General features: G+C 64.1%; 15 protein-coding genes. 8 read left to right on the top strand and 7 right to left on the bottom strand.

Annotated features, from left to right (window positions below; genetic code table 11):
- Positions 1-33: 33 nt before the first annotated feature.
- Genes ASE95_RS15035 through ASE95_RS15025 form a run of 3 tightly spaced genes read right to left on the bottom strand, consistent with a single transcriptional unit; the run spans position 34 to position 1,873 of the window.
- Positions 34-468, bottom strand: coding sequence for a hypothetical protein (locus ASE95_RS15035; RefSeq protein WP_056638035.1), 435 nt, complete (start codon positions 466-468; stop codon positions 34-36).
- Positions 465-1,463: a flagellar motor switch protein FliM gene (gene fliM / locus ASE95_RS15030; RefSeq protein WP_056638032.1), complete on the bottom strand. Its 999-nt coding sequence runs from the start codon at positions 1,461-1,463 to the stop codon at positions 465-467. Before fliM ends, ASE95_RS15035 begins: the two co-directional genes overlap by 4 nt.
- The gene (locus tag ASE95_RS15025) at positions 1,460-1,873 is read right to left on the bottom strand and encodes a flagellar basal body-associated FliL family protein (RefSeq protein ID WP_056638029.1); all 414 of its coding nucleotides are present in this window, start codon (positions 1,871-1,873) and stop codon (positions 1,460-1,462) included. The genes fliM and ASE95_RS15025 overlap by 4 nt, the downstream gene beginning before the upstream one ends.
- A 256-nt stretch (positions 1,874-2,129) precedes the next feature.
- Here ASE95_RS15025 and ASE95_RS15020 point away from each other — a divergent pair, with 256 nt between their 5' ends.
- The 4 genes from ASE95_RS15020 to flgH are packed head-to-tail and all read left to right on the top strand — an operon-like array spanning position 2,130 to position 4,965.
- On the top strand, positions 2,130-2,876 hold the full coding sequence (locus tag ASE95_RS15020; protein ID WP_056638704.1) for a flagellar hook basal-body protein: 747 nt from the start codon (positions 2,130-2,132) through the stop codon (positions 2,874-2,876).
- A 43-nt stretch (positions 2,877-2,919) separates the two neighbouring features.
- The gene (flgG, locus tag ASE95_RS15015) at positions 2,920-3,705 is read left to right on the top strand and encodes a flagellar basal-body rod protein FlgG (protein WP_056638026.1); all 786 of its coding nucleotides are present in this window, start codon (positions 2,920-2,922) and stop codon (positions 3,703-3,705) included.
- Between the two features lie 5 nt (positions 3,706-3,710).
- The gene (flgA, locus tag ASE95_RS15010) at positions 3,711-4,181 is read left to right on the top strand and encodes a flagellar basal body P-ring formation chaperone FlgA (RefSeq protein WP_056638022.1); all 471 of its coding nucleotides are present in this window, start codon (positions 3,711-3,713) and stop codon (positions 4,179-4,181) included.
- A 4-nt stretch (positions 4,182-4,185) separates the two neighbouring features.
- Positions 4,186-4,965: a flagellar basal body L-ring protein FlgH gene (gene flgH, locus ASE95_RS15005; RefSeq protein ID WP_056638019.1), complete on the top strand. Its 780-nt coding sequence runs from the start codon at positions 4,186-4,188 to the stop codon at positions 4,963-4,965.
- An 83-nt stretch (positions 4,966-5,048) separates the two neighbouring features.
- Here flgH and ASE95_RS15000 read toward each other — a convergent pair whose 3' ends face one another.
- Both ASE95_RS15000 and ASE95_RS14995 read right to left on the bottom strand, forming a co-directional pair.
- Positions 5,049-6,608, bottom strand: coding sequence for a sulfatase family protein (locus ASE95_RS15000; RefSeq protein WP_056638016.1), 1,560 nt, complete (start codon positions 6,606-6,608; stop codon positions 5,049-5,051).
- A 58-nt stretch (positions 6,609-6,666) separates the two neighbouring features.
- Positions 6,667-9,453 (bottom strand): TonB-dependent receptor, encoded by a 2,787-nt coding sequence (locus tag ASE95_RS14995; protein WP_162234701.1) that lies wholly within the window; start codon positions 9,451-9,453, stop codon positions 6,667-6,669.
- A 195-nt stretch (positions 9,454-9,648) separates the two neighbouring features.
- On the opposite strand from ASE95_RS14995, the gene ASE95_RS14990 reads away from it, so the two are divergent.
- From ASE95_RS14990 to ASE95_RS14980, 3 genes are all read left to right on the top strand, one after another.
- Positions 9,649-10,524 carry an SDR family oxidoreductase gene (locus ASE95_RS14990; protein WP_056638010.1) on the top strand — a complete coding sequence of 292 codons (876 nt, stop codon included), beginning with the start codon at positions 9,649-9,651 and terminating at the stop codon, positions 10,522-10,524.
- A gap of 321 nt (positions 10,525-10,845) precedes the next feature.
- The gene (locus tag ASE95_RS14985) at positions 10,846-11,817 is read left to right on the top strand and encodes an SDR family oxidoreductase (RefSeq protein ID WP_056638702.1); all 972 of its coding nucleotides are present in this window, start codon (positions 10,846-10,848) and stop codon (positions 11,815-11,817) included.
- On the top strand, positions 11,802-12,170 hold the full coding sequence (locus ASE95_RS14980; RefSeq protein ID WP_056638007.1) for a hypothetical protein: 369 nt from the start codon (positions 11,802-11,804) through the stop codon (positions 12,168-12,170). Before ASE95_RS14985 ends, ASE95_RS14980 begins: the two co-directional genes overlap by 16 nt.
- 191 nt (positions 12,171-12,361) lie before the next feature.
- On the opposite strand, the gene phoA is transcribed toward ASE95_RS14980, so the two are convergent.
- Complete coding sequence (gene phoA, locus ASE95_RS14975; protein ID WP_056638004.1) at positions 12,362-13,774, bottom strand: alkaline phosphatase; 1,413 nt, start codon at positions 13,772-13,774, stop codon at positions 12,362-12,364.
- Between the two features lie 577 nt (positions 13,775-14,351).
- On the opposite strand from phoA, the gene ASE95_RS14970 reads away from it, so the two are divergent.
- Positions 14,352-16,838: a TonB-dependent receptor domain-containing protein gene (locus ASE95_RS14970; protein ID WP_235528345.1), complete on the top strand. Its 2,487-nt coding sequence runs from the start codon at positions 14,352-14,354 to the stop codon at positions 16,836-16,838.
- Positions 16,839-17,473: 635 nt separating this feature from the next.
- Here the strand turns inward: ASE95_RS14970 and ASE95_RS14965 are convergent.
- Entirely contained in the window at positions 17,474-20,233 is a 2,760-nt protein-coding gene (locus ASE95_RS14965) for a glycoside hydrolase family 127 protein (protein WP_200918854.1), read from the bottom strand.
- Between the last annotated feature and the right edge of the window lie 160 nt (positions 20,234-20,393).

Here is a 20,393-nt window from a genome sequence, read left to right as displayed (position 1 = left end):
ATGTGGCGCGAAGCGATCTGCGCAAGAGGTGCATCATGCCGCCACTCCTACTTTCCGCGGTTCGTCGCGATCGACCGTCGAGGGTTCATGCGGGTCGGCGGCAGCGTGCGCCTCCGCAGGCGTCGCCGCAGCCGCAGCTGCGTTGACCGCCCCGGTGATGCGATCTGCAAGCGAATCCCCGACACCGATGATGATCGTCATCTCTTCACAAAGCGCGTCGAGTTCGCGACGCATTTTCAACGACTTCTCGATCATCGCGGCCTGCTCTTCGGACTCCGCCGCCAAACTTCGAAGAAGATCGTCCAGCACCCGGCGCGACGCAGCCGTCGACTGATCGATCGGTGCGATGATCTTGGCGAACTCCGATGGGCGCATCTGTCGTAACAGCCAGGTAAGCCGCGCACTCTGGAACATCACCCCGATGCACAGGACGATAAGTACCATGCTCGTGATCTGCGCAGTCGTCATGCCGGCTTCCCCTTGTTGATGGTATTTAACATTTGTACGGCGAGCAGCCCGGACCGACGCCCGATCTGCACCTTCCCCAAGGGAACGTTGTTACATGCCAGCATCAGCGGATCGTTGGGATCGCGATCCAGGCTGATGGTCTGACCGACCGTGAACGCCATATAATCCTGCACCCGCATCAATCGCTCGCCCAACACGGCCTCGACCTGAACTTCGCTTGCCAGAAGCTCGTTGGTCATATGACGCTCCCACCGCGGGTCGCGGCCCAGCTTGTCGCCGGCAAAGCGCTGCACGAGCTTGTCGCGAACCGGATCGATGGTGGCGAACGGCAACACGATGTCGAACCCGCCGCCGCGCCCTTCCATGTCGATGCGAAAGCTGGCGACCACCGCCATGTTGCTGGGTGCGGCGATCGCGGCAAAGCGCGGCATCGTCTCCACCCGCTCCAGCGTCATTTCGGCCGGCTCGATCACCGCGAACGACGCGGCGAAATCCGCAAGCGTCTGCTCGATCATCTTGCCGACCAGCATCGTCTCGATCGCGGTGAAGGAACGTCCCTCGATCGGTGCCGCGGTCACGCCGGGGCGGCCGCCGAGCAGCGAGTCCACCATGGCGTAGATCAGCCCGGAATCAACGGTCAGCGCACCGTAATTCTCCCATTCCGCGACGTGGAAGATACCGATCATCGTCGGCAGCGGCAGCCGGTCCATGAAGTCCCCGAACCGTCGCGTCCCGACGCTGACCAGATGCACGTCCAGCGCATCCGACGTCAGGTTGCGCAGGCTGGTCGCCAACGTCCGGACCATCCGCTCGCACACGACCTCCAGCATCGGCAGGCGCTCGTGATTGACGATGTGCGTTTCCAGAAGCGCCTTCAGCCCCGTGACGGGCGCTCGCGCCGGCTTCGTATCGAAGCCGAACATCGCATCGATACCGGCCTGATCGAAGGTCTCCGTCAGTTCGTCGGGCAACGACGCGGCATCGTTGGCACTCATTGCTCGATCAAGTCCTGTATCAGAATGTCGTCGACACCATCCGCTCCCAGCACGGCGTGAGCCCTGATCATCATTTCCTCCTTGATGCGGAATATCGCCGCCGATCCGTCGAGATCCTCGGGGCGCAATTCGCGTACGAACGACTGGAAACCGTCGATCAGCATCGGCATGCTTGCCTTTGCTTCCGCCGCAGCGGCATCATCGCTGGCGACCAGGACGAACCGCAGTTTCAGCAGGTGCGGGCGACCGTCCGCCCCGCGAACGTTGACCACCATCGCCGGCGCTTCGACGAAAACGCCTTTGCCACGGACAGACGCCGAGGATGTCGAGGCCGGCATCTGCCACCAGCGATACGTGCCGATCACCACCGCGACGAGCAGCAGCATCACCGTCGCGGCGATCAACCACACGCGACGTCCATCGGATGGTGACGCCTCCCTCTGTTGCGGCTCCGTCAGTATATCATCATCATCCAGCGGACTTAGCCGCCCCGTCATCACATCAGCGGAGTCGTAAACCACGTCGTCATCCTTCGCCGTTCAAGCGCTAGCTGATTTATAGCGGGTTGATCCTGCCCCATGCTCTTTTCGGCCTATTATAGATGACAGCAGGTGCTTGGCCGCCGGCGCAGCGCAATGGAGCATCCAGCATCATGAACGTCCGGTCATGAGTAACGACGTCGTCAGCTTTGTGCTGCTGAGTCACGAACAGGCCCTGCGACGTCGGATGGACATCGCCGCCAACAACATGGCCAACGTCAACACGATCGGCTTCAAGCGCGAACAGGCAGCGTTTCGCGAGGAAGTAGAACGCGTCCGCGATGCACCGGTGCCCGATGCACGCAACACGTCGTTCGTGCTCGATTACGGCGTCGTGCATGACAGTAGCCCCGGCGGTTTTCAGCCGACCGGCAATCCGTTGGACGTCATGATCGAAGGGCCGGGATATCTAAGCGTCGACGATGGCAGTGGCGGCACGGCCTATACACGGGCCGGCGCGCTGCATGTCCTCCCCGACGGCAAGCTCGGCACGACTGGCGGTCGGCCGGTCTTCGACGGGGCGGGGCGCGCGATCGACATCCCAGCCGATCAGGCGGCCGGGCTCGCCATCGCTTCCGACGGCACGGTCTCCACCAACACCGGCCCGCTCGGCCGGCTGGCTGTCACGGTGTTCGACGAGCTTCGCGTGTCCAGCCGCGGCGACGGCCTGTCGGACGGTGCCGGCGGTCGAATTCTGACGCCGCCGGAAACCCGGCTGAAAAGCCGCGGACTGGAAACGTCGAATGTCCGGCCGATCGTCGAAACCGCCGCGATGATCGAGATCCAGCGCGCCTACCAGTCGAGCATGGACATGTCCGCAAGCCTGGATGCCATGCGCAAGCAGGCGATCGGGCGACTGTCGCGGATCGACTGACTTCTTCGACATCCGATTTCATCATTTCAGAAAGGCAGCACCGATGCGCTCACTCTCCATCGCCGCGACCGGCATGTTGGCTCAGCAGACCAACGTCGACGTCATCGCCAACAACATCGCGAACATGAACACCACCGCGTTCAAGCGTCAGCGTGCCGAGTTCCAGGACCTGCTCTACCAGAAGGACTCACGTCCCGGCGCGACGACCAGCGCCGACGGCACCCGCGTACCCTCCGGTATCCAGATCGGCTCGGGCGTGCGAACGGCGGATATCTCGCGCATCGGCGAACAGGGACCGATCAGCACCACGGGCAACGATTATGACATGGCGATCGATGGTAAGGGCTTCTTCCGCATCGCGCTGCCCGGCGGCGATCTCGCCTACACCCGCGCCGGGTCGTTCCGGCTCTCGCCCGAGGGCATGTTGGTGACGACCGACGGCTACCCGGTCCAGCCGGAGATCACGATCCCGCGTGACGTGACCGACGTGCAGGTGTCGAAGACCGGGATGGTCCAGGTGAAAATGGCCGGCCAGACCGAAATGCAGGATGTCGGCCAACTCGATCTCGCCTTGTTCGTCAACGAGGGTGGTCTTGAGGCTATCGGCTCGAACCTGTTCATGGAGACCGACGCATCGGGCCAGCCCAATATCGCGAACCCCGGCCAGCCCGGCTATGGCATGCTTCAGCAACGATCCCTCGAGGCATCGAACGTCAATCCGGTGCAGGAAATCACCGCATTGATCAGCGCGCAGCGTGCCTATGAGATGAACAGCCGGACGGTGAAGACCGCCGACGAGATGCTCGCCACCACGTCGCAGCTTCGGTGATCGTCATGATGCTGGCCGCCAATGCCGCCGCGGCACTGCTTGCGGGTGTCATACCCGCAGGCAACGCCGCGCGCCCTGTCGCCGCAACGCCGGCCGTTTTCGTGCTGGCCCATCCGGTCGCCGCCGGAACGACGCTGAGCGTCGGCGATTTTCGTCTGCGCGAGGCAACCGATCCACCATCGGTCGCCGGCTCGGTGCTGCCGGCGGACGCCGCCGGTCAGCAGGCCACGCATCACCTGCCGACCGGGCGCGTGGTGCGCACCAGCGATATTCGCTCGCCACAGTTGATCCGCCGCGGGGATGCGGTTTCCATCACCTATCGGGCCGGCGGACTGTCGATCACCACGCCCGGGCAGGCGACGTCGGGCGCCGCGCACGGCCAGCCGATCCGGGTGCTCGCGCTCGCGACGCGGCGCACCGTCGACGCCGTCGTCGATGGTCCCCGGCGCGTCCGCATCATCAACGAACAGGAATAGCCGCATGTCGCACAGGTCGCAGTCCCCCGCCCTCGCCCTCGCCCTCGCACTGTCGGCACTCGCGCTCTCCGGCTGCGGAACCGCCGGTCGCCTGTCGGCGATCGGGAAGGCTCCCCGGATAAGCGACGCCGTGTCCCGCCCATCGCCTGATACGCAACCTTCGCTGGGCGGGCAGGCGATCGCAGGGCGTTACACCGGCGGGGTTGCGGCACAGCAGACACCGGGCGGCGCTTCGCTCTTCCGCACCGGCGCGGGCGCCTTCTTTCACGATCAGCGGGCCTCCAGCGTCGGCGACATCCTGACCGTCCGGATAAACATCGCCGACAATGCGGTGCTGGACAACAGTTCGACACGGTCGCGGCGCGGCAAGGAAAACCTCGGCCTGCCGGGCTTGCTCGGCCTGGAATCCAAGATCGGCAAGGTGTTACCCGGCAATCCGAACCCGGCCGGCCTGATCGCCACCGACAGCAATTCCGCCTCGGGCGGGGCGGGCAACACGTCGCGCAGCGAGCAGATCAACACCGCAATCGCCGCAGTTGTCGTCAACGTCCTGCCAAACGGCAACCTCTTCATCGAGGGACATCAGGAGGTCCGCGTCAATTTCGAGCTACGCGAGGTGGTCGTCCGCGGTATCGTACGTCCGCAGGACATCGCCCGCGACAACAGCATCCGCAGCAACCAGATCGCCGAAGCCCGCATCGGTTATGGCGGACGCGGGCAATTGACCGACATGCAGCAGCCCCGTCTGGGCCAACAGCTGCTCGACGTGATCCTGCCCTTCTAGACGACGTCAACGGAGCCTTACGCGCCCGGTTATGAGCGCGTTCGACGAAACGGCTTTGACGGTGTCGCCTGCAACCGTCGGCGCTAGGGTCGTTTCGGCGGTTGGAAAAACGATGGCGGGAATGCGGCTTGCCTTGCCCCGCCCGGACTACGAAGCTTGCCCTGGAAGCCACCGTCCGCGGTCAGGGGTATCTGCATCCCGTTGGTTTCCTCCAGCAGCTTGAAAAGCTTGGCGCTCAGTCGCCCGGCAAGCTCCTCGTGACCGGGTCTTGCCAGCAGATTGTCGTTCTCGTGCGGGTCGGCGGCGATGTCGTAAAGCTCGTCCAGATCCCAGATGCCGTGAAAGTGAATGTACTTGTAGCGGTCCTCGCGAAGGGCGTGGACGGTCGGCGTCTGGGGGAAGTTGCGCTCCCAATAATATTCGTAGACCAGCTCGTCGCGCCAGGGTGCCTTGGCATTGTGGGCCAAAGGCAGCATGTCGGCTCCGGCCATGTAGTCAGGTGCCTCCAGTCCGGCGGCCGCCAGCATCGTCGGTGCGATGTCGATGTTGGCGACAACCGCCTCGACAACACCGCCGGCAGGGAACAGCGAGGGACAGCGCGCGATCATCGGGATGCGCATCGATTCCTCGTACGCGGCACGCTTGTCGATCAGGCCATGTTCGCCGAACATAAAGCCATTGTCACCGAGATACAGGATGAGCGTGTCGTCGAGTTCGCCGCGCTTCTCCAGCAGATCCATGATCCGCGCCAGCCCCTCGTCCACGGCGAGAAGCGTTTCCATGTAGCGCTTGTAGTAATCGGCGATGTCGAGGCTGCCGTGGTAGGCGTAATCGACGCCGTGCCAGCTGTTGCGCTGGTTCTCCACCCACATCGGCCGGCCCGGCACTCCCGGCTTCATGTTGGCCGGATAGCGAAATGTCTCCTTGTCGTAGCGCCCCTTGTGACGATCCGCCGGGATGAACTCCGAATGCACCGCCTTGTGCGCCAGGTGCATCATCCAAGGCCGCCTGCCATCGCGCTGACCGATCCAGTCGAGCGCATAATCGGTCAGCTCGTCCGTGATGTAGCCCTTCTGCGGGACGTGGCGGCCGTCGACGTTCAGGCCGTCCTGGCTCGGCAGATACGTGCCCTGCCCCTTGAAGCTGACCCAATGGTCGAACCCGGGCTGCGGCCCGTCGCCTTCGTCCCCCATGTGCCATTTGCCGATGAAGGCGGTGTCGTAACCTGCCTGCTGCAGATATTGCGGATAGAAGATCAGTCCGGGCGGTATCGGATGGTTGTTGTCGACGACCTTGTGCTGATGGGCATAGAGGCCCGTAAAGATCGATGCACGGCTGGGCGAACACAGGGCCGTGGTCACGAACGCGTTGCAGAAATGCGTCCCCTCCCGCGCGAGCCGATCCAATGTCGGCGTGTCGCCAAAATCCTGCGCCTTCATGAACCCCATTGCGTCGTAGCGGTGATCGTCGGTCAGCACGACGAGGATGTTCTTCGGCTTGACGGCGGGCCGCCGCGCCAGCCGCAGGTTCTGCCTCGCCTTCGGCGTCGCCGGGGCGGCCTGCGCGGCGGCCCAGGAATACAGGCCGAACGCGCCGCCGCTTCCGGCCAGAAGTATGCCACGGCGATCGACGGTATCAGACATGAATCCTCCTTGTTCCGGCTGTCGTCCGCCACTGGCGGCACCGCCCTGTGATGTCGGTCTAGAAACTGAGGCGGACCCCACCGAAAACGCGGCGTCCGGCATCGAGGTAATTGGCGGGTAACCCGGTTGTATATCCGACGATTTCATCACGATCGAGCAGGTTAACCCCTTCGATCACGACCGAAACCTGCGAGGTTACCTTCAGGCTGACGCTGCCGTCCAGCGTGCCGAACGCCCGGTTCCGACGCCCCATCGCCGGCGACACGGCGGCCGCGGAGAGATAGTCGCTACGCCAGGAATACGACAATCGCGCGCCGACCAGCCCTTTTTCGTAATAGCCAATGACGTTGTAATTGTGCTTGGACGCGGCGGTGAGCTGGTTCGGATCGCTATTGTCGATATACGTATAGTTCAGTATCGTGCCAAACCCGTCGAGCGGTGCCGGTAACCAGGTGAACGCCTGCTGAAAGTATAGCTCGACCCCTTTCAGGTTGACGCCCGAACCGTTGACCAGCTGGCTGACCGTGAAGTCTGTCTGGATCGTGTTGGTGCCGGTGGTGCGAATATAGGACACTGGCAGGGACTGAATGCTGGTTTCCCGGCGGATCAGGCTTTCGAGATTCTTGTAGAACAACGATGCCCCGACAAGCGCGTCGCGATCGAAGTAATATTCAACCGTCGCGTCGATATTGTTCGCTCGGAAGGGATCCAGATAAGGATTGTTGCGGGTCACCGTCAGCGCGTTGCCGTTCGCCGTCGTCGTCGGCGATATGTCGCCGAGATTGGGGCGCGTGATCGTCCGCGATGCCGCCAGGCGGAATTGCAGCGCCTCGGTCGCTTCGTACTTGAGATTGACGCTGGGCAGATAGTCCCAATAGCTCCGTTTGACCGCCAGTGGCGCGGACGCCGGCACGCGGGTGATCATGCCCGTCTCCACCTCTACGGTGATACCGTTCAGGTCCGGGCTCACGCCAACGGTATTCTGGTCGGTGCGCACGGCGCGAAAGCCGATGTTGCCGGTCAGCTTGCCGAATGCGATGTCGCCGCGAGCGTAGAGGGCCAGCGTCTTCTCATCAACCTTCAGGATGCCGGTAGCGTCGTTGGTGTAGGTGCCCGCCGCGATCAGTTGCGCATCATCGAAGCCTGCGACGAACGACCGCGCATCGGACCCGAGCCACCGGGTCGGAAAGGCGGCATCCCCGGCATAGCTGCCGAGGAAGGAGCCGGCTCCCGGCGCGATCGGGATCATGAAGGGCGCGGCGCTGAACGATCCCGCGACTGGCCCCGCCGGAAGGCCGCCAAATAGTTGCGACACGCCGGCGGCCGAGATCGTGAGCGTCTTGTTGTCCTGGTACAACGAGCGATCGACGTATTTGCCGCCGACCCGGATGATGGTGAGACCGCGATCGCCAAAGTCGCGACGGATATCCACCTTGGCATCCCACATGCGATCGTTGGTGATACGGTTGAGTTCGCCGTTCAGGCTCAGCAGCCGGAAGTTTGCGGGATCGAGCTTGCGTGTGTCGAAGCCGTCCAGATAGGTGATGCCGGGGACCGCATCGCCGGGTCTCGCGACGATGCGCGCGGTGCCGTTGATACTGTCGGCGATGTTCAGCGTGTCGCGCCGCTGACGGGAGCGTTGCGCCGCTCCCTCCACCACGATCGTCCAGTCGTCCGCCTTGAATTTGCCGCCACCCACCAACGAGCGGATGTAGCCGTTGCGATCCTGATACCGGCCCCCGTTGCGCAGATCGAGATTGGCGACGGTGAAGTCCGTCGCGGTTTCGACCCCGTTGAGCATTTCGGTGGTGGAGGCCAGCACACCGGAGGCGTTGGCGAAATTCTGGTAATTTTCCTGACGGACTGCGCCTACATCGACCTTGGTGTAAAAGCCGTCGACATAGAGTTCGACTGCGTCGCTGGGACGGAACTGAACCGATGCCAGACCACTGACGCGGCGATTATCCTCGGTGAACATGTCGTGGATGATGAGCCCTGGTATGCGGACGAGTCGGCCAGGCGTTATGACACCGTCGCCGTTCAGGTCGTCGCTGCCGCCGCCCAGCGGCACGCCCTGGGCCTCGGTAACCGTGTTCCAGCCGGTTTCGATCTGGTGCGTCTGCGGTCGACGCTGCGTGTAGGACCCGCCTAGCGCTAGCCCGAGCCGATCGTCGAGGAAGCTGTCGGCGAACAACCCGGAGATGCGGGGCGACGTCTTGCCTGAATTGCTTTCATGCTCGCCCTGCGCAGAGACTGCCAGCACGCGCCGGCCGATATCCAGCGCGCGCGGCGTGCGGATGTTGACCGTTCCGGCCAGCCCGCCATCGTCCAGATCCGCGGTCGGGGACTTGTAGACCTCCAGCGTACGGACGAACTCCGATGGCAACGCCGAGAAGTCGAACGATCGTGAAAAGGTCGTGAACAGATCGTTGATGGCGTTCGGAACGCTTCGACCGTTCAAGGTCACCAGCGTGAACGTGTCGGGCAGGCCGCGAATGTTGACGCTGCGTCCCTCGCCGCGCGTGCGGTTGATCTGGACGCCTGAGATACGCTGCACGGATTCGGCGACATTGACGTCGGGGAAGCGCCCGATATCCTCGGCGCTGATGACATCCACGATGCTGTCGGCCTCGCGTTTCAGCTTCACCGCCCGCTCTATCCCGCTGCGGATGCCGGTAACGACGATATCACCACCGCCCTGATCCGTGTCGGGAACCGCCGCCTGCTCCGCTGATTCCAGCGCTCCGTTCGGCCCCGCGCCTCGACCAGCCGCGTGTACAGGCGACGGCAGACAGCCCACCAGCACAGCGATCGCATTGGCCCCGAAAAACCACCCGGCATTCACGTTCATTCCTAGCCCCCGATGTTCGATGCTTATTCCCATCGACGTACTCGGGATTGCGACAAAGCATTACTATAGCCGGGAAAAAGATCCGCTATGGCCGTTGGGCAGGCACCTGCGGCTCGCTCGTGATTGCGACGAGCACGCACGTTATCGCGTATCGGCCGTTTGCGTCCGACCCCACGAGGAGGAAACGATATGGCCGACGATCCGCGCACCAGTCACCCGACAAGCTTTCCCGATGAGCCGCAGCAGCCCCGCCCCGGCCTGACGACCGCGATGCGAACCAAGCCCGACCATGGCGAGGAAAGCTACGTCGGCAAGGGCCTGCTCAAGCGCAAGGTGGCGCTTATAACCGGCGGCGACTCCGGTATCGGCCGGGCAGTGGCGATCGCCTACGCCCGTGAAGGCGCAAGTGTCGCCATCTCCTATCTCCCCGACGAGCAGGCCGACGCCGAAGAGACACGGACCTGGGTCGAAAAGGCAGGACAAAGCTGCCTCTTGCTGCCGGGCGACCTCCGCGATCGGGAACATTGTGCAGCCCTCGTCGCGCGTACGATCACCGAACTTGGCCGCCTCGACATCCTTGTCAACAATGCCGCCGCCCAGACTATGAACGAGGGGCTGGACACCATCGACGACGACGAAATGCAGGAAGCGTTCGCCGCGAACGTCTTCGCCATGATCCGTCTTGCCAAGGCCGCCGCGCCCCACATGCAGCCCGGATCGGCGATCATCAACACGACCAGCGAGCAGGCCAAGGTCGCGGGCAGGAACATGATCGTCTATGCGGCCACCAAGGGAGCGATATCCAGCCTGACGGTAGGATTGTCCAACCTTCTGGCGAGCGATGGCCTTCGCGTGAACGCGGTGGCGCCCGGCCCGATCTGGACCCCGATCCAGCCGATCGCCAAGTCGCCGCACGAACTGGAGACACTCGGTCATAATACGCCGCTCGGGCGCGCCGGACAGCCAGGCGAGCTTGCCCCGGCCTATGTGCTGCTCGCGTCGGCGGAGGGCAGCTACATGTCCGGCAACGTCGTCGCGGTCACCGGCGGCGTTCCGATTTCCTGAGCCGGGATACCCTTCCTCGGCCGAATGCAGATCCGCCATCGGCCGAGGTCGGCGACCGATCGGTGCGACCGGCCTACGGCGATGCGACGGTCTGCCGAATCGGTCCTGGATCCCGCGTCCGTGCGCACCCCTCTTCCGTGTGCGTGCCGGGCGTCAAACCACGACGGCGTCGTTGCCGCAGCGACGATCCGATCCTTCCGACTGCCAGCGTGCGACGCCGCATTGTCGAGCACCGCCATGTCAGCGGCGACCGTTTCGCAGATCGGAACGACACCGCGCTGCGTTCGTCATGCTTCCATCGTCCCCATCGAGGCAGCAAACGTGGCGAGTAACAGGACAGCGAAGCGCGTCGTCATCACCGGAGCGTCGAGCGGCATCGGCGCCGCCACTGCCGTCAGGTTCGCGAAGGACGGCGCTCACCTCGTGCTCGCCGCACGCGGGCGGGCGTCACTCGACGACATCGCCGGGCGATGCCGTGCGGTCGGAGGCGAAGTACATGTGCGGACCATCGACGTGACCGACGCCGCCGCGGTGGCGCAACTAGCGGCGGAGGCGCGCGCTCTTCTTGGCGGGATCGACGTCTGGTTCAGCAACGTCGGGGTCGGGGTCGTCGGCCGGTACGAGGACGTGCCGATCGCCGACCATGCGCAGGTCGTCGCCGCCAACCTGCTGGGCCACATGAACGATGCGCACGCGGTTCTGCCGATCTTCCTCGCGCAGAACCACGGTACCTTCATCAACATGATCTCGGTCGGTGGTTTCGTCGCGACGCCCTATGCGGCGGCCTATGCCGCCAGCAAGTTCGGGCTGCGCGGCTTCAGCGAGGCGCTGCGCGGCGAGCTGTCGAAGCATCCGCGCATTCACGTCTGCGACGTTTACCCAACCTTCGTTGATACGCCCGGCATCGACCATGCCGCCAACTACACGGGCGCGAAGCTGTCGTTGCCCCCCGGCTCGCTTGCTCCGGAAACGGTGGCGAAGGCAGTCGTCCGGCTGGCGGATCATCCCCGCAACACCACCGCAGTCGGCGCTCCCGCCATCGCGCTGAAGCTCACCCAATTCCTCGCGCCCAACCTTTCCGCCGCCATGATGAACGGATTCATGGACAGCTGGAGCGACAGAGCCGAGCCCGGCTACGACGGCAGCGGCGCGCTGTTCGATCCGCCAGCCACTTCAAGCAGCATTGAGGGCGGCCGACGCAACCCCGAGCGGCGACGCAAGGCTGCGGCCTTGAGCGCTGCCGCCGCCGTCGCGCTGGTCACCCTGGGTGCGCTTCGGTGGCGGCGCAAGTAACCGAGCCGCTGACGACGCCTGATGGGCGCTACATCGTCGTGCGCGGGAGATTATGGCGCAAGAGCAACCCGTCGCTGACACCGCAGGCGCGGCAAATGCTGGTTGACGATCTGATGGCGGCGCGACGTGCGGTGCAGATGGCGCTGCGGAGTGGCGAGCAAACGCCCCTTCGGCAGGCGCGCGCGCGGGTGAACGCAGCCAAGGTCGGCCTGGGCGAGCGTGGCCCGGTATGGTGGACCGACGACGTGCCGGATCTGAACCGCCGGATGGCGCGGAACACCTGCTACGCAAGCTGGTACGCGAAGGTGATGCAGCACACGCCTGGCGAAGCGAACGAGGAAGGCGAGCTCTGACGGAACCTGCGCGAAGTTGCCCTGCCCGATCCCGTTTCCCGGCATACGCCAACGCTGTATGGAAGATCCCGCGTGGGTCTGAGAGGCATGAAGCGCTTCTTCGCGGAGCGACGGGCGCAGCTTGGCCGCGGACGTGGTCACTTCGCCCTTGCCGGCAAGACCAGACCGCCCTCCCCCTCAAGCGATCCCCATCATTTTTCATTAAGCTTCAGGGCATCGCGGATGATGTAGTGGAGGTCGGTCTGATCGAGCAGACCGCTGACGGCGACGGCACCCGGACCGAACGCGGCGATCCGCAATTGCGTACCTGTATGCCCTTGCGACCCCTGCTCGGCCGTGCCGTAGTTGATCGTCATGATCCCGCCTTCGCGCGTGTTCAGCGCCGCCGTGAGACCGGGAGCACGGGTGCCGTTGCCGACGATCTGGCTAGTATGGGCGTGGTCCGCAGTAACGATCACGAGAGTGTGTCGGTCGGCCTTGGCGAAGGCGAGCGCCTCCTGAACCGCCTCGTCAAGGTCCACGGTTTCACCGATCTGACCGCAAGGGTTGGCGGCATGGTCCTCCTTGTCGATCGACGCGCCTTCCACCTGCAGGAAGAAGCCCTTCGATCGGCCCTTTAGCAATGCGATCGCCTTTCGCGTCATCACCGCCAGCGTCGGCACGTCGGGGCCACGCGCGCCGTTCGGCTGACAAGTGATCGCCGGTTTGTCGATGTTGCCGTGCAGGCTCGCGCGTGGCCCGATCCAGCGAACGGGCATGTTCCCGTCGGCGAACAGGCCGATCAGCGGCTGCCGGGCATCGGCGACGGCCACGGCCTCCAGATCCGCAGCGTTGCGCACGATATGGAAGCCGCGCGCTTCGGCCTGCTTCAACAACGTCTGCCCCTTGTACGTGCCGGCGGTTGCGCGTTCGGCGAAGCTCGCCGCGCCGCCGCCCAACACCACGTCGGCGCGGACGTCGAGCAACTGCTCGGTAATCGACCCGGCTCCGCCATTCTCCCGCGCATTCTGCGGACAGGTTTTACTCGTTTCCGCAGGCGCGAAGCATTGCCGCTGCACGACATGCGCAAGCTGCGCGCCCGGCGTCGCGTCCTGCATCGCGGCGGTGGTGATGTCGCCGGTCGCGAGCCCGTTGGCCTTCGCGCGCTCGATCAACGTGCGATGCGGCTTCGCGAATATATCGACCCCAATCGCGCCGTTGTAGCTTTTCACGCCGGACGCCCAGGCGGTGGCAGACGCTGCGCTATCGGTGACGTAGTTCGGCTTGCCCGTCACGCGATCGAGCGAGTAATGCGTGTACTGACCGGTAAAGGGCAACGCATCGATGCCTTTGAAATACCCCCCGGCGCCTTCGGCATAGTTGCGCGCTATGGTGATTTCGGAGTCGCCCATGCCATCGCCGATCAGCAGGATGACGTTGCGTATCTCTCCCGTCGCTTGAAGCGCACGATACGTCGCGCGCATGTCGCCGGCTAGCCGTCTTGCGCCGCCGGGCTGGCGCACATCGCCGCGCGCGGCCCGCGCGAGATCGGGTATCGCCCGTTGGGCCAGCACGGGCTGCGAAACTCCGGCGAGCAGCAGGGCAAGAGCGAGACGCGAGATCATGAGGACGCTCCACAGGTTTGATAGGCAGCGCAAATTGGTCAGGCAGCCCTTGCCACGGCCGGACACGCGCATGCCGCACATCGAGATATTCGGGCCGAGGACACTCCGCCTGACTTCCCTCGCGCCTGCCGCGGCACATCGTTCAACAGGCGCGAGGCCTCATATTCACGTTAGAACCCGGTGCCGAACATCTATCTTATAGCCCGTCCAGACCCGACCATCCTTGCAGCCTCCATGACCGGTTGTTGTTACGGGCATGTTACCCGCGGAAGTCTGCGCGGCAAAGGCGTGGCGGCCGAGACGCTACCTACCGACGACGGTGAGCCACCATGGCTGGCTGCGCGCAAGCGCGGGGCGAATGCCATCGGGCCTCCCGTCGGCTTCTCTTCGCTCCGCTGACGCCCGACGACGAGCGGAGATGACCAACGGCCAGTCAACCGTCGCGGGACAGCGGCGTTCGACGAATTGTCACCCTGATCGGCCTGATAAACCCAAGCTATCAGACTAATCCATGATTGTGACATAATTAACTACTGGTTCGCTAGGCGTCACCAACCAATAGAATGTAGGTGAGATAGTGCCCAAGTCGCTGATTATACACGCCGGACGCGCCGGACTGCTCGCTGGCGTTGCGTTACCATCGGCTGCCATTGCGCAGCAGGTCGACAAGCCCACCGCTTGGCAGGCCAGTCGGACGGTGAACGATAGCGATAGTGTTACCACCGGTGTGGCCAAAGGCCGCGACAGACTGGACAGCGCCACATCGACCAGCATCACCAAGGAAAACGAGATCAGCAAGCTGGCGCCAAGATCGCTGGCCGACCTTTTCCGCAACATCCCCGGCATCCGCGTCGAAGCTGCTGCCGGGGAAGGTGGCAACGGCTACACCGTTCGGGGTTTGCCGCTTGTGGCGGACGGCGCGAAGTTCGTCCAGATCCAGGAAGACGGCCTGCCGGTCATGGAATTCGGCGACCTCTTCGAAGCACAGGCCGACCATTTCATCCGCGCCGACTTCAACGTGGGTCAGGTCGAGTCGATCCGTGGCGGCTCGGCATCGACCTTCGCGTCGAACGGACCAGGCGGGGTCATCAACCTGATCTCGAAAACCGGTGAGGTCGAGGGCGGATCGATGCAGGCCTCGACGGGGATCGGCTATGACAGCGCGCGTGTCGATTTCGATTATGGCGGCCATCTGAGCGATCGCTGGCGCTTCCACATCGGCGGCTTCTACCGTTCAGGCGAAGGCCCGCGGAGCACCGGCTTCACCACATTCCGTGGCGGCCAGATCAAATTCAATGTCACGCGCGAGTTCGACGGAGGGCACATTCGTCTGTACGGCAAGCTGCTCGACGATCATTCGCCGCTGCTGGCGCAATATCCGGTGAGCGTGACAGGCACAAACCAGGACCCGAAGTTTTCGAATGTCGCCGGCTTTCCGCTGGTGAACAATACATTGCTGTCATCTTACATCACCACCAACGTCGGCCTTCAGCCGGATGGCCAGGCCAAGACCCAGCGTTATCGCGACGGCATCCACGCCAAAGCGAAGAGCGGCGGCGGAGAGGTGCAGTTTCATTTGGCCGACTGGACGATTACGGAGCGGTTCCGCTATTCGCAAATGAGCATTGTCGGCTCGTCGCTGTTTCCCGTATTCGCCGGCAAGCCAGACCAGCTGGGGACTGCGATCGGCGTTCCCGACGCCACCTTCAGCTATGCCGGCGGACCGTTGAGCGGTCAGGCATTCAACCCTGCGCGCGGATCGGGGCTGCTGGCGCTGAGCCTCGGCGACAACACCAACACGCCGGACGTCGACAACCTGACGAACGATCTGCGCGCCAGCCGCGTCTGGAAGACAGGCGCCGGCGATCTGACGACTACGTTGGGCATCTACAAAGCCCGGCAGGATTACCAGCAAAGCTTTATCCTCAGCGCCTTCGTTCAGGACGTGCAGCCAGACGGGCGATCGTCGATCCTCGATATCACAAGGGATGGTGGCCGCGTACCGGTCACGCAGGGTGGCTACCTTCTTTTCACGGCACCGGGCAGCACGGCTTCGATCCGTTCGGTGGACGTGGCTTATGATGTCACTGCGCCTTACGGTTCTTTCAACCTGCAGCATGGTCGCGTGGCGATCGGTGGATCGCTGCGGTACGACTTCAACCGCGTCTCCGGCGATCTCACCCCCAGCCAGTTCGGTTGCTTCGACTTCAACCGCGATGGGGTCACGTCGGCGGGCAGCGCGGAATGCCAGACTGCGGTGTTCTCATCCGGAGCGCCGAGGCCGATCGACTACGATCACGGCTACCTGTCTTATTCGACCGGCATCAACGTCCGCCTGTCTGATCCACTCGCGATCTTCGGCCGATATAGCCGCGGCGGCCGCGCGGCAGGCGACGCGCTGCTCGCATCGCCGGCAATCAGTCCTCAGGACGGCAGCCTCGTCGACAAATCCGTCGGCAATGACTCGGTCCGTCAGGCCGAAATCGGTGTGAAGTTCCGCCGGGACGGCCTGACGCTGAACGTGACGGCATTCCATGCGAAGACGCGTGAAACCACGGGCCAGGTCAATCTCGACGAGAATGGCAACAGCCGCGTCGCCGTCCTTTCACGCGGCTCGCGCGCATACGGGGCTGAGCTTGAAGGCAGTCTGCGCCGCGGCCCGTTCAGAGTAACCGCGAGCGGCACCATGGTCGATGCCGAGATTACGGCAGCGGAAGATCCCGCGCTGGTCGGTAACACGCCGCGCCACCAGCCTGCCCTGATCTATCAGTTGACGCCGCAGTACGACGCAGACGCCTTCACGATCGGTGCCAATGTCGTAGGTGTGACAGGGAGCTATGCGCAGGACTTGAACCAGCTGCGCTTACCCGCTTACACCACCGTCGGCGTGTTCGTGCAAGTCCGCCCCATCGAGCGCCTGGAGCTGAGCGTCAACGCCACCAACGTCCTCAACACGATGGCTATCACTGAGACCTTGGAAGCGTCGATCCCCGCGAACAACATAGCATTGGCCCGCACTCTCTACGGTCGGATGGTTTCCGCATCTGCTCGCTTCTTCTTCTAAGCGGCAATGAACCTGCGTCACCTCTTTTGCTTCCGATAAACTCGTTTAGAGTTTTGTTGTCGAGTGTGAATATTGGATTAATGAATTGCCTTCCCACACGGGACGCAGTTGACGCTTAATTCGGGCGAGCGGAAGTTCTCCTGATCGACCAACTCCGCATACTCAAGAAATCTCCGCCCGGCAGCGCGTTCACAAACGTTCTGCCGGGCACAAATCTATTATGCGGCGAAACCCTCGAGAAACCTGCCGGCCATGAGCGACGCAGACTTTTTTACTTTACCGGGCGCAGAACGACTTCCGCAAAGCAATTCTGAACGATCCGAGCGACTTACTTTCGAACGGAGCGTCATAAGAGTCGCCTTGGCCCGCGGTTCATGCAGACTGCAAGAAACGATCCCGGACGGTTGGTCTCGGCCGGGACCGCCGGACGCGCGCAACGCTGGCAGGCGGACGTCATCCGCGCGCGCCGGCATCTGTGGTCATAATCGACGCTGCTACGAAGATCATGACGACCGGAGCGATACGGGGCATGGCGGCGGCGCCCGGCCATGTCGCGTATCGCTCCGCTCGCGACGACGCCGCCCGATCCGGGCGACGCCATCATAGCGGAATCGGCCAGCGGCCGACCGGGGCGTTCAGCCCCGTTGTTCGTCGGTCACCCAGACGCGCAGCGTTTGCGGCGGCGCTTCGGCGACAACGGCGGTCGCGACCAGTTGCGCGCCGCCGGGCGCGTAGCTGACCGATCCGTCGGCGATCGGGAACTCGCGAACCGGATCGCTGCTGCGATTGCCGCGCTGGTAATAGGGGATCGCGCGCATCGGACTGCCATCCTGCCAGGTGCCTTCCAGCGCCACCGTGCCGCCGAGCAGGTCGGGCTGCCACATCGGCTTCGGCATCGCCGTGGTCACGCGTTCGAGGTTCGCCTGATCGACGGCCTCGAACGCATAGACGAGCGGCCCGTACCGGAACGCCTGCTGCCCGCGGGTGGCGGCTACCTTGTCGCTTGCACGGATGCGCTGCACCTTCATCGGCACCGCGAAGGCAATTCGGTCACCAGCCTTCCACGTCCGACGGATCACCGCATAGCCATTCTCGATCGAGGCGGCGACCGGCTGACCGTTGACCGTCAACTGCTCCAGCCCGCTGACCGCCGGGGTGGCGGCATAAAGCGCGCTGGTCGCGCGATCCGGCACGCGCACGTGCACCGCGAAGGCGCGCGTTTCCGCCGGATTGACCGTGATCGCGACCCCGCCCTTCCACGGGTAATCCGTTTCCTGCACCATTTCGACCGGGGTGCCCGCGACATCGCCGACCTGGATACGGCTGCCGATAAACAGATTCACGAACAAGGCGCCGGGTGCCTTGGCGTAGGTCCAGGTCGGCGCCATCAGCAGCGTGCGCGGGATGTTGCCAACGCAGCACGGGCACGAATGCCACTTCGCACGTTCGGTGCCGTCCAGCGGGTTGGTGTAGCAGAAGCTCTTGCCGTCATCGCCCACCGATCCCAGCAGGGCGTTGTACATCGTCTCCTCGTACAGATCCGCGAACTTGGCGTCGTGATAGGCCAGGTTCATCTTGTACTGGAAGAAGATCAGCCCGCAGCTTGAGCAGGACTCGCAATAGGCGTCATGCTTCAGCGCATAGTCCACGCCGAAACCCTCTGCGGTATCGCCGCTACCGACACCGCCAGTGACGTAGTATTTGCGATTGACCATATTGTCCCACAGCGAAACCACAGCGCTCTGGTAGTCGACGTCGCCCGTTTCCGCGGCGATGTCCGCCATGCCGGAGTAGAAATACACGGCGCGGACGGCATGGCCGACGGCTTCGTACTGGCGGATCGGCGGTACGTGGCTCTGGTCGTATTCGGAGCCGCCCTCACGCGAATCGAGGAGGAAGCGGGCGAGGCCGATATAGCCGTCACCTCGACCGCCGCCTTCGACGTCGTTGACGAACCGGCCGAAGCGGACGAGCGCCTGTTCCATTTCCTGGTGGCCGTCGAACCACGCCTGCTTGCCCGGCCCGATGTGCGACACCCAGCAATCCGCGAGCTTCTTTGCCGCATTGTACAGGCGCAAATCCTTGCCGCCGGTCAGCGTGTGGTGATTGATGGCGGATTCGATGAAGTAGCCGGCGACATAACCTTCATGGTCGCCGCGATGTTCGGGCGACCAGCGCGCCGGCCATTTCGCGCGATCGGCCAGAGTGTAGGCGGTGTGCAGATAGCCGTCCGGTTCCTGCGCGGCGAGGATGATCGGGATCCAGCGCTCCAGCGTGGCGCGCATCGCGGTTTGCGCCGCGATCATCTCCGCATCGCCCGCCGCATCCACCATCAGCGCAAGGCACATCGATTCCACCGTCTGGTGGACCCAGGCGTTGGAGAAGACGAAGCCCTTGTGCGCGGCGTGCGGCTCACCCCGCAACGCCTTGGCCGCTTCCAAGAAATTGTCGATCCCGCCTTGCCCCGTCGCCAGATCGGTCCGCTCGCAATAGTTCACGCAATGCGGAATCCAGCCGACGATCAGCGACTTGATACGGGCGCTCCACATCGGATTGTCGACCGACCACGGCGTCGTATAGACCACATCCAGCCGCTTGGCCGGCGGTGGGGCCACCGCGCGGACATGCAGGGTGGAAGCGGACGTCAGGTCGCCGGCGTTGCCCGCCAGCTTCAGCACGTAATCGCCCGCCTGCGAGAAGCGCGCCGCCGTCTGCGCCGCGGCCGGGTTGGCAAAGCTCACCTCGCCCGGCCCACTCACCTTGCTCCAGCGCAGCGCGTCGCCATTGCCGCGGCGCACCCAGCGCGCATCGGCGGCGAGATAGGTACGCCCGCCGACGATCACGCTACGGTCGACTCCCGCGGCGATGGCGGGCGCGAGGGTCGGCAATGCGCCCGCGCTCAGCACCCGCCACCGCAGCACACCGACGGACTTGCCGGCAACCGGCTCCACTTCCAGCCGCAGCCGCTCCGTGCTGACCGGTGCGAATTCGAAGACATCGTACACGTCCTTGCCCAGCGTCGGCGGGCGACGCAGCGCGACGGGAACGAAGCGGCTGCCATCCCAGCGCGACAATTGCGCGCGCTTCGGCAGCGCCACCTCGCTGCCATCGACCGCCCAATAGACCTCGATGCGCGTGGTCGTGACCGGCGCGGTCCAGCCAAGGTCGATCCATTGCGTGTCGCGATGCGGCCAGCCGCTCCACATGCCGCGCGCCGTATCGGTCGACGCTGCCGGGGCGGCGGTATCGAACAGCTTGAGCAGACGCAGATCCTCACCGGTGGTCGACGCCGTCGGAACCGCAGCCGGTGCCAGATCGACGGCGGCCACCGCCGCGGTCAAGCGACCGGCCGGCAGCAGGATTCCCGCGCCCAGCGTCGCGCTGCCCAGCAGCATGCGACGGCGATCCACACTGAAGGTCGCGGATCGCTCATGAACCGCGGGGTGGTTACAGCAAGGTTCGTATCGCGCGTCGGTCATGTCGTTCTCTCCCGCCGGATGTCCGGCCTGTTCTTGTTTTCGTGATCGTTGGTTGCGATCGGCTGCCCCGTGCAGG

The sequence above is a fragment of the Sphingomonas sp. Leaf231 genome (assembly GCF_001421995.1).
GTDB lineage: Bacteria > Pseudomonadota > Alphaproteobacteria > Sphingomonadales > Sphingomonadaceae > Sphingomonas.
The sequence above is the reverse complement of the archived record's forward strand: the minus strand, read 5'-3'. Positions and strand labels throughout refer to the sequence as shown.

Excerpts from the sequence above, each read along its gene's own strand:
- flgH (WP_056638019.1), top strand. The coding sequence starts at position 4,186 with ATGTCGCACAGGTCGCAGTCCCCCGCCCTCGCCCTCGCCCTCGCACTG.
- ASE95_RS14990 (WP_056638010.1), top strand. The coding sequence starts at position 9,649 with ATGGCCGACGATCCGCGCACCAGTCACCCGACAAGCTTTCCCGATGAG.
- flgG (WP_056638026.1), top strand. The coding sequence starts at position 2,920 with ATGCGCTCACTCTCCATCGCCGCGACCGGCATGTTGGCTCAGCAGACC.
- flgA (WP_056638022.1), top strand. The coding sequence starts at position 3,711 with ATGATGCTGGCCGCCAATGCCGCCGCGGCACTGCTTGCGGGTGTCATA.
- fliM (WP_056638032.1), bottom strand. The coding sequence starts at position 1,463 with ATGAGTGCCAACGATGCCGCGTCGTTGCCCGACGAACTGACGGAGACC.
- phoA (WP_056638004.1), bottom strand. The coding sequence starts at position 13,774 with ATGATCTCGCGTCTCGCTCTTGCCCTGCTGCTCGCCGGAGTTTCGCAG.
- ASE95_RS14965 (WP_200918854.1), bottom strand. The coding sequence starts at position 20,233 with ATGCTGCTGGGCAGCGCGACGCTGGGCGCGGGAATCCTGCTGCCGGCC.
- ASE95_RS15035 (WP_056638035.1), bottom strand. The coding sequence starts at position 468 with ATGACGACTGCGCAGATCACGAGCATGGTACTTATCGTCCTGTGCATC.
- ASE95_RS15000 (WP_056638016.1), bottom strand. The coding sequence starts at position 6,608 with ATGTCTGATACCGTCGATCGCCGTGGCATACTTCTGGCCGGAAGCGGC.
- ASE95_RS15020 (WP_056638704.1), top strand. The coding sequence starts at position 2,130 with ATGAGTAACGACGTCGTCAGCTTTGTGCTGCTGAGTCACGAACAGGCC.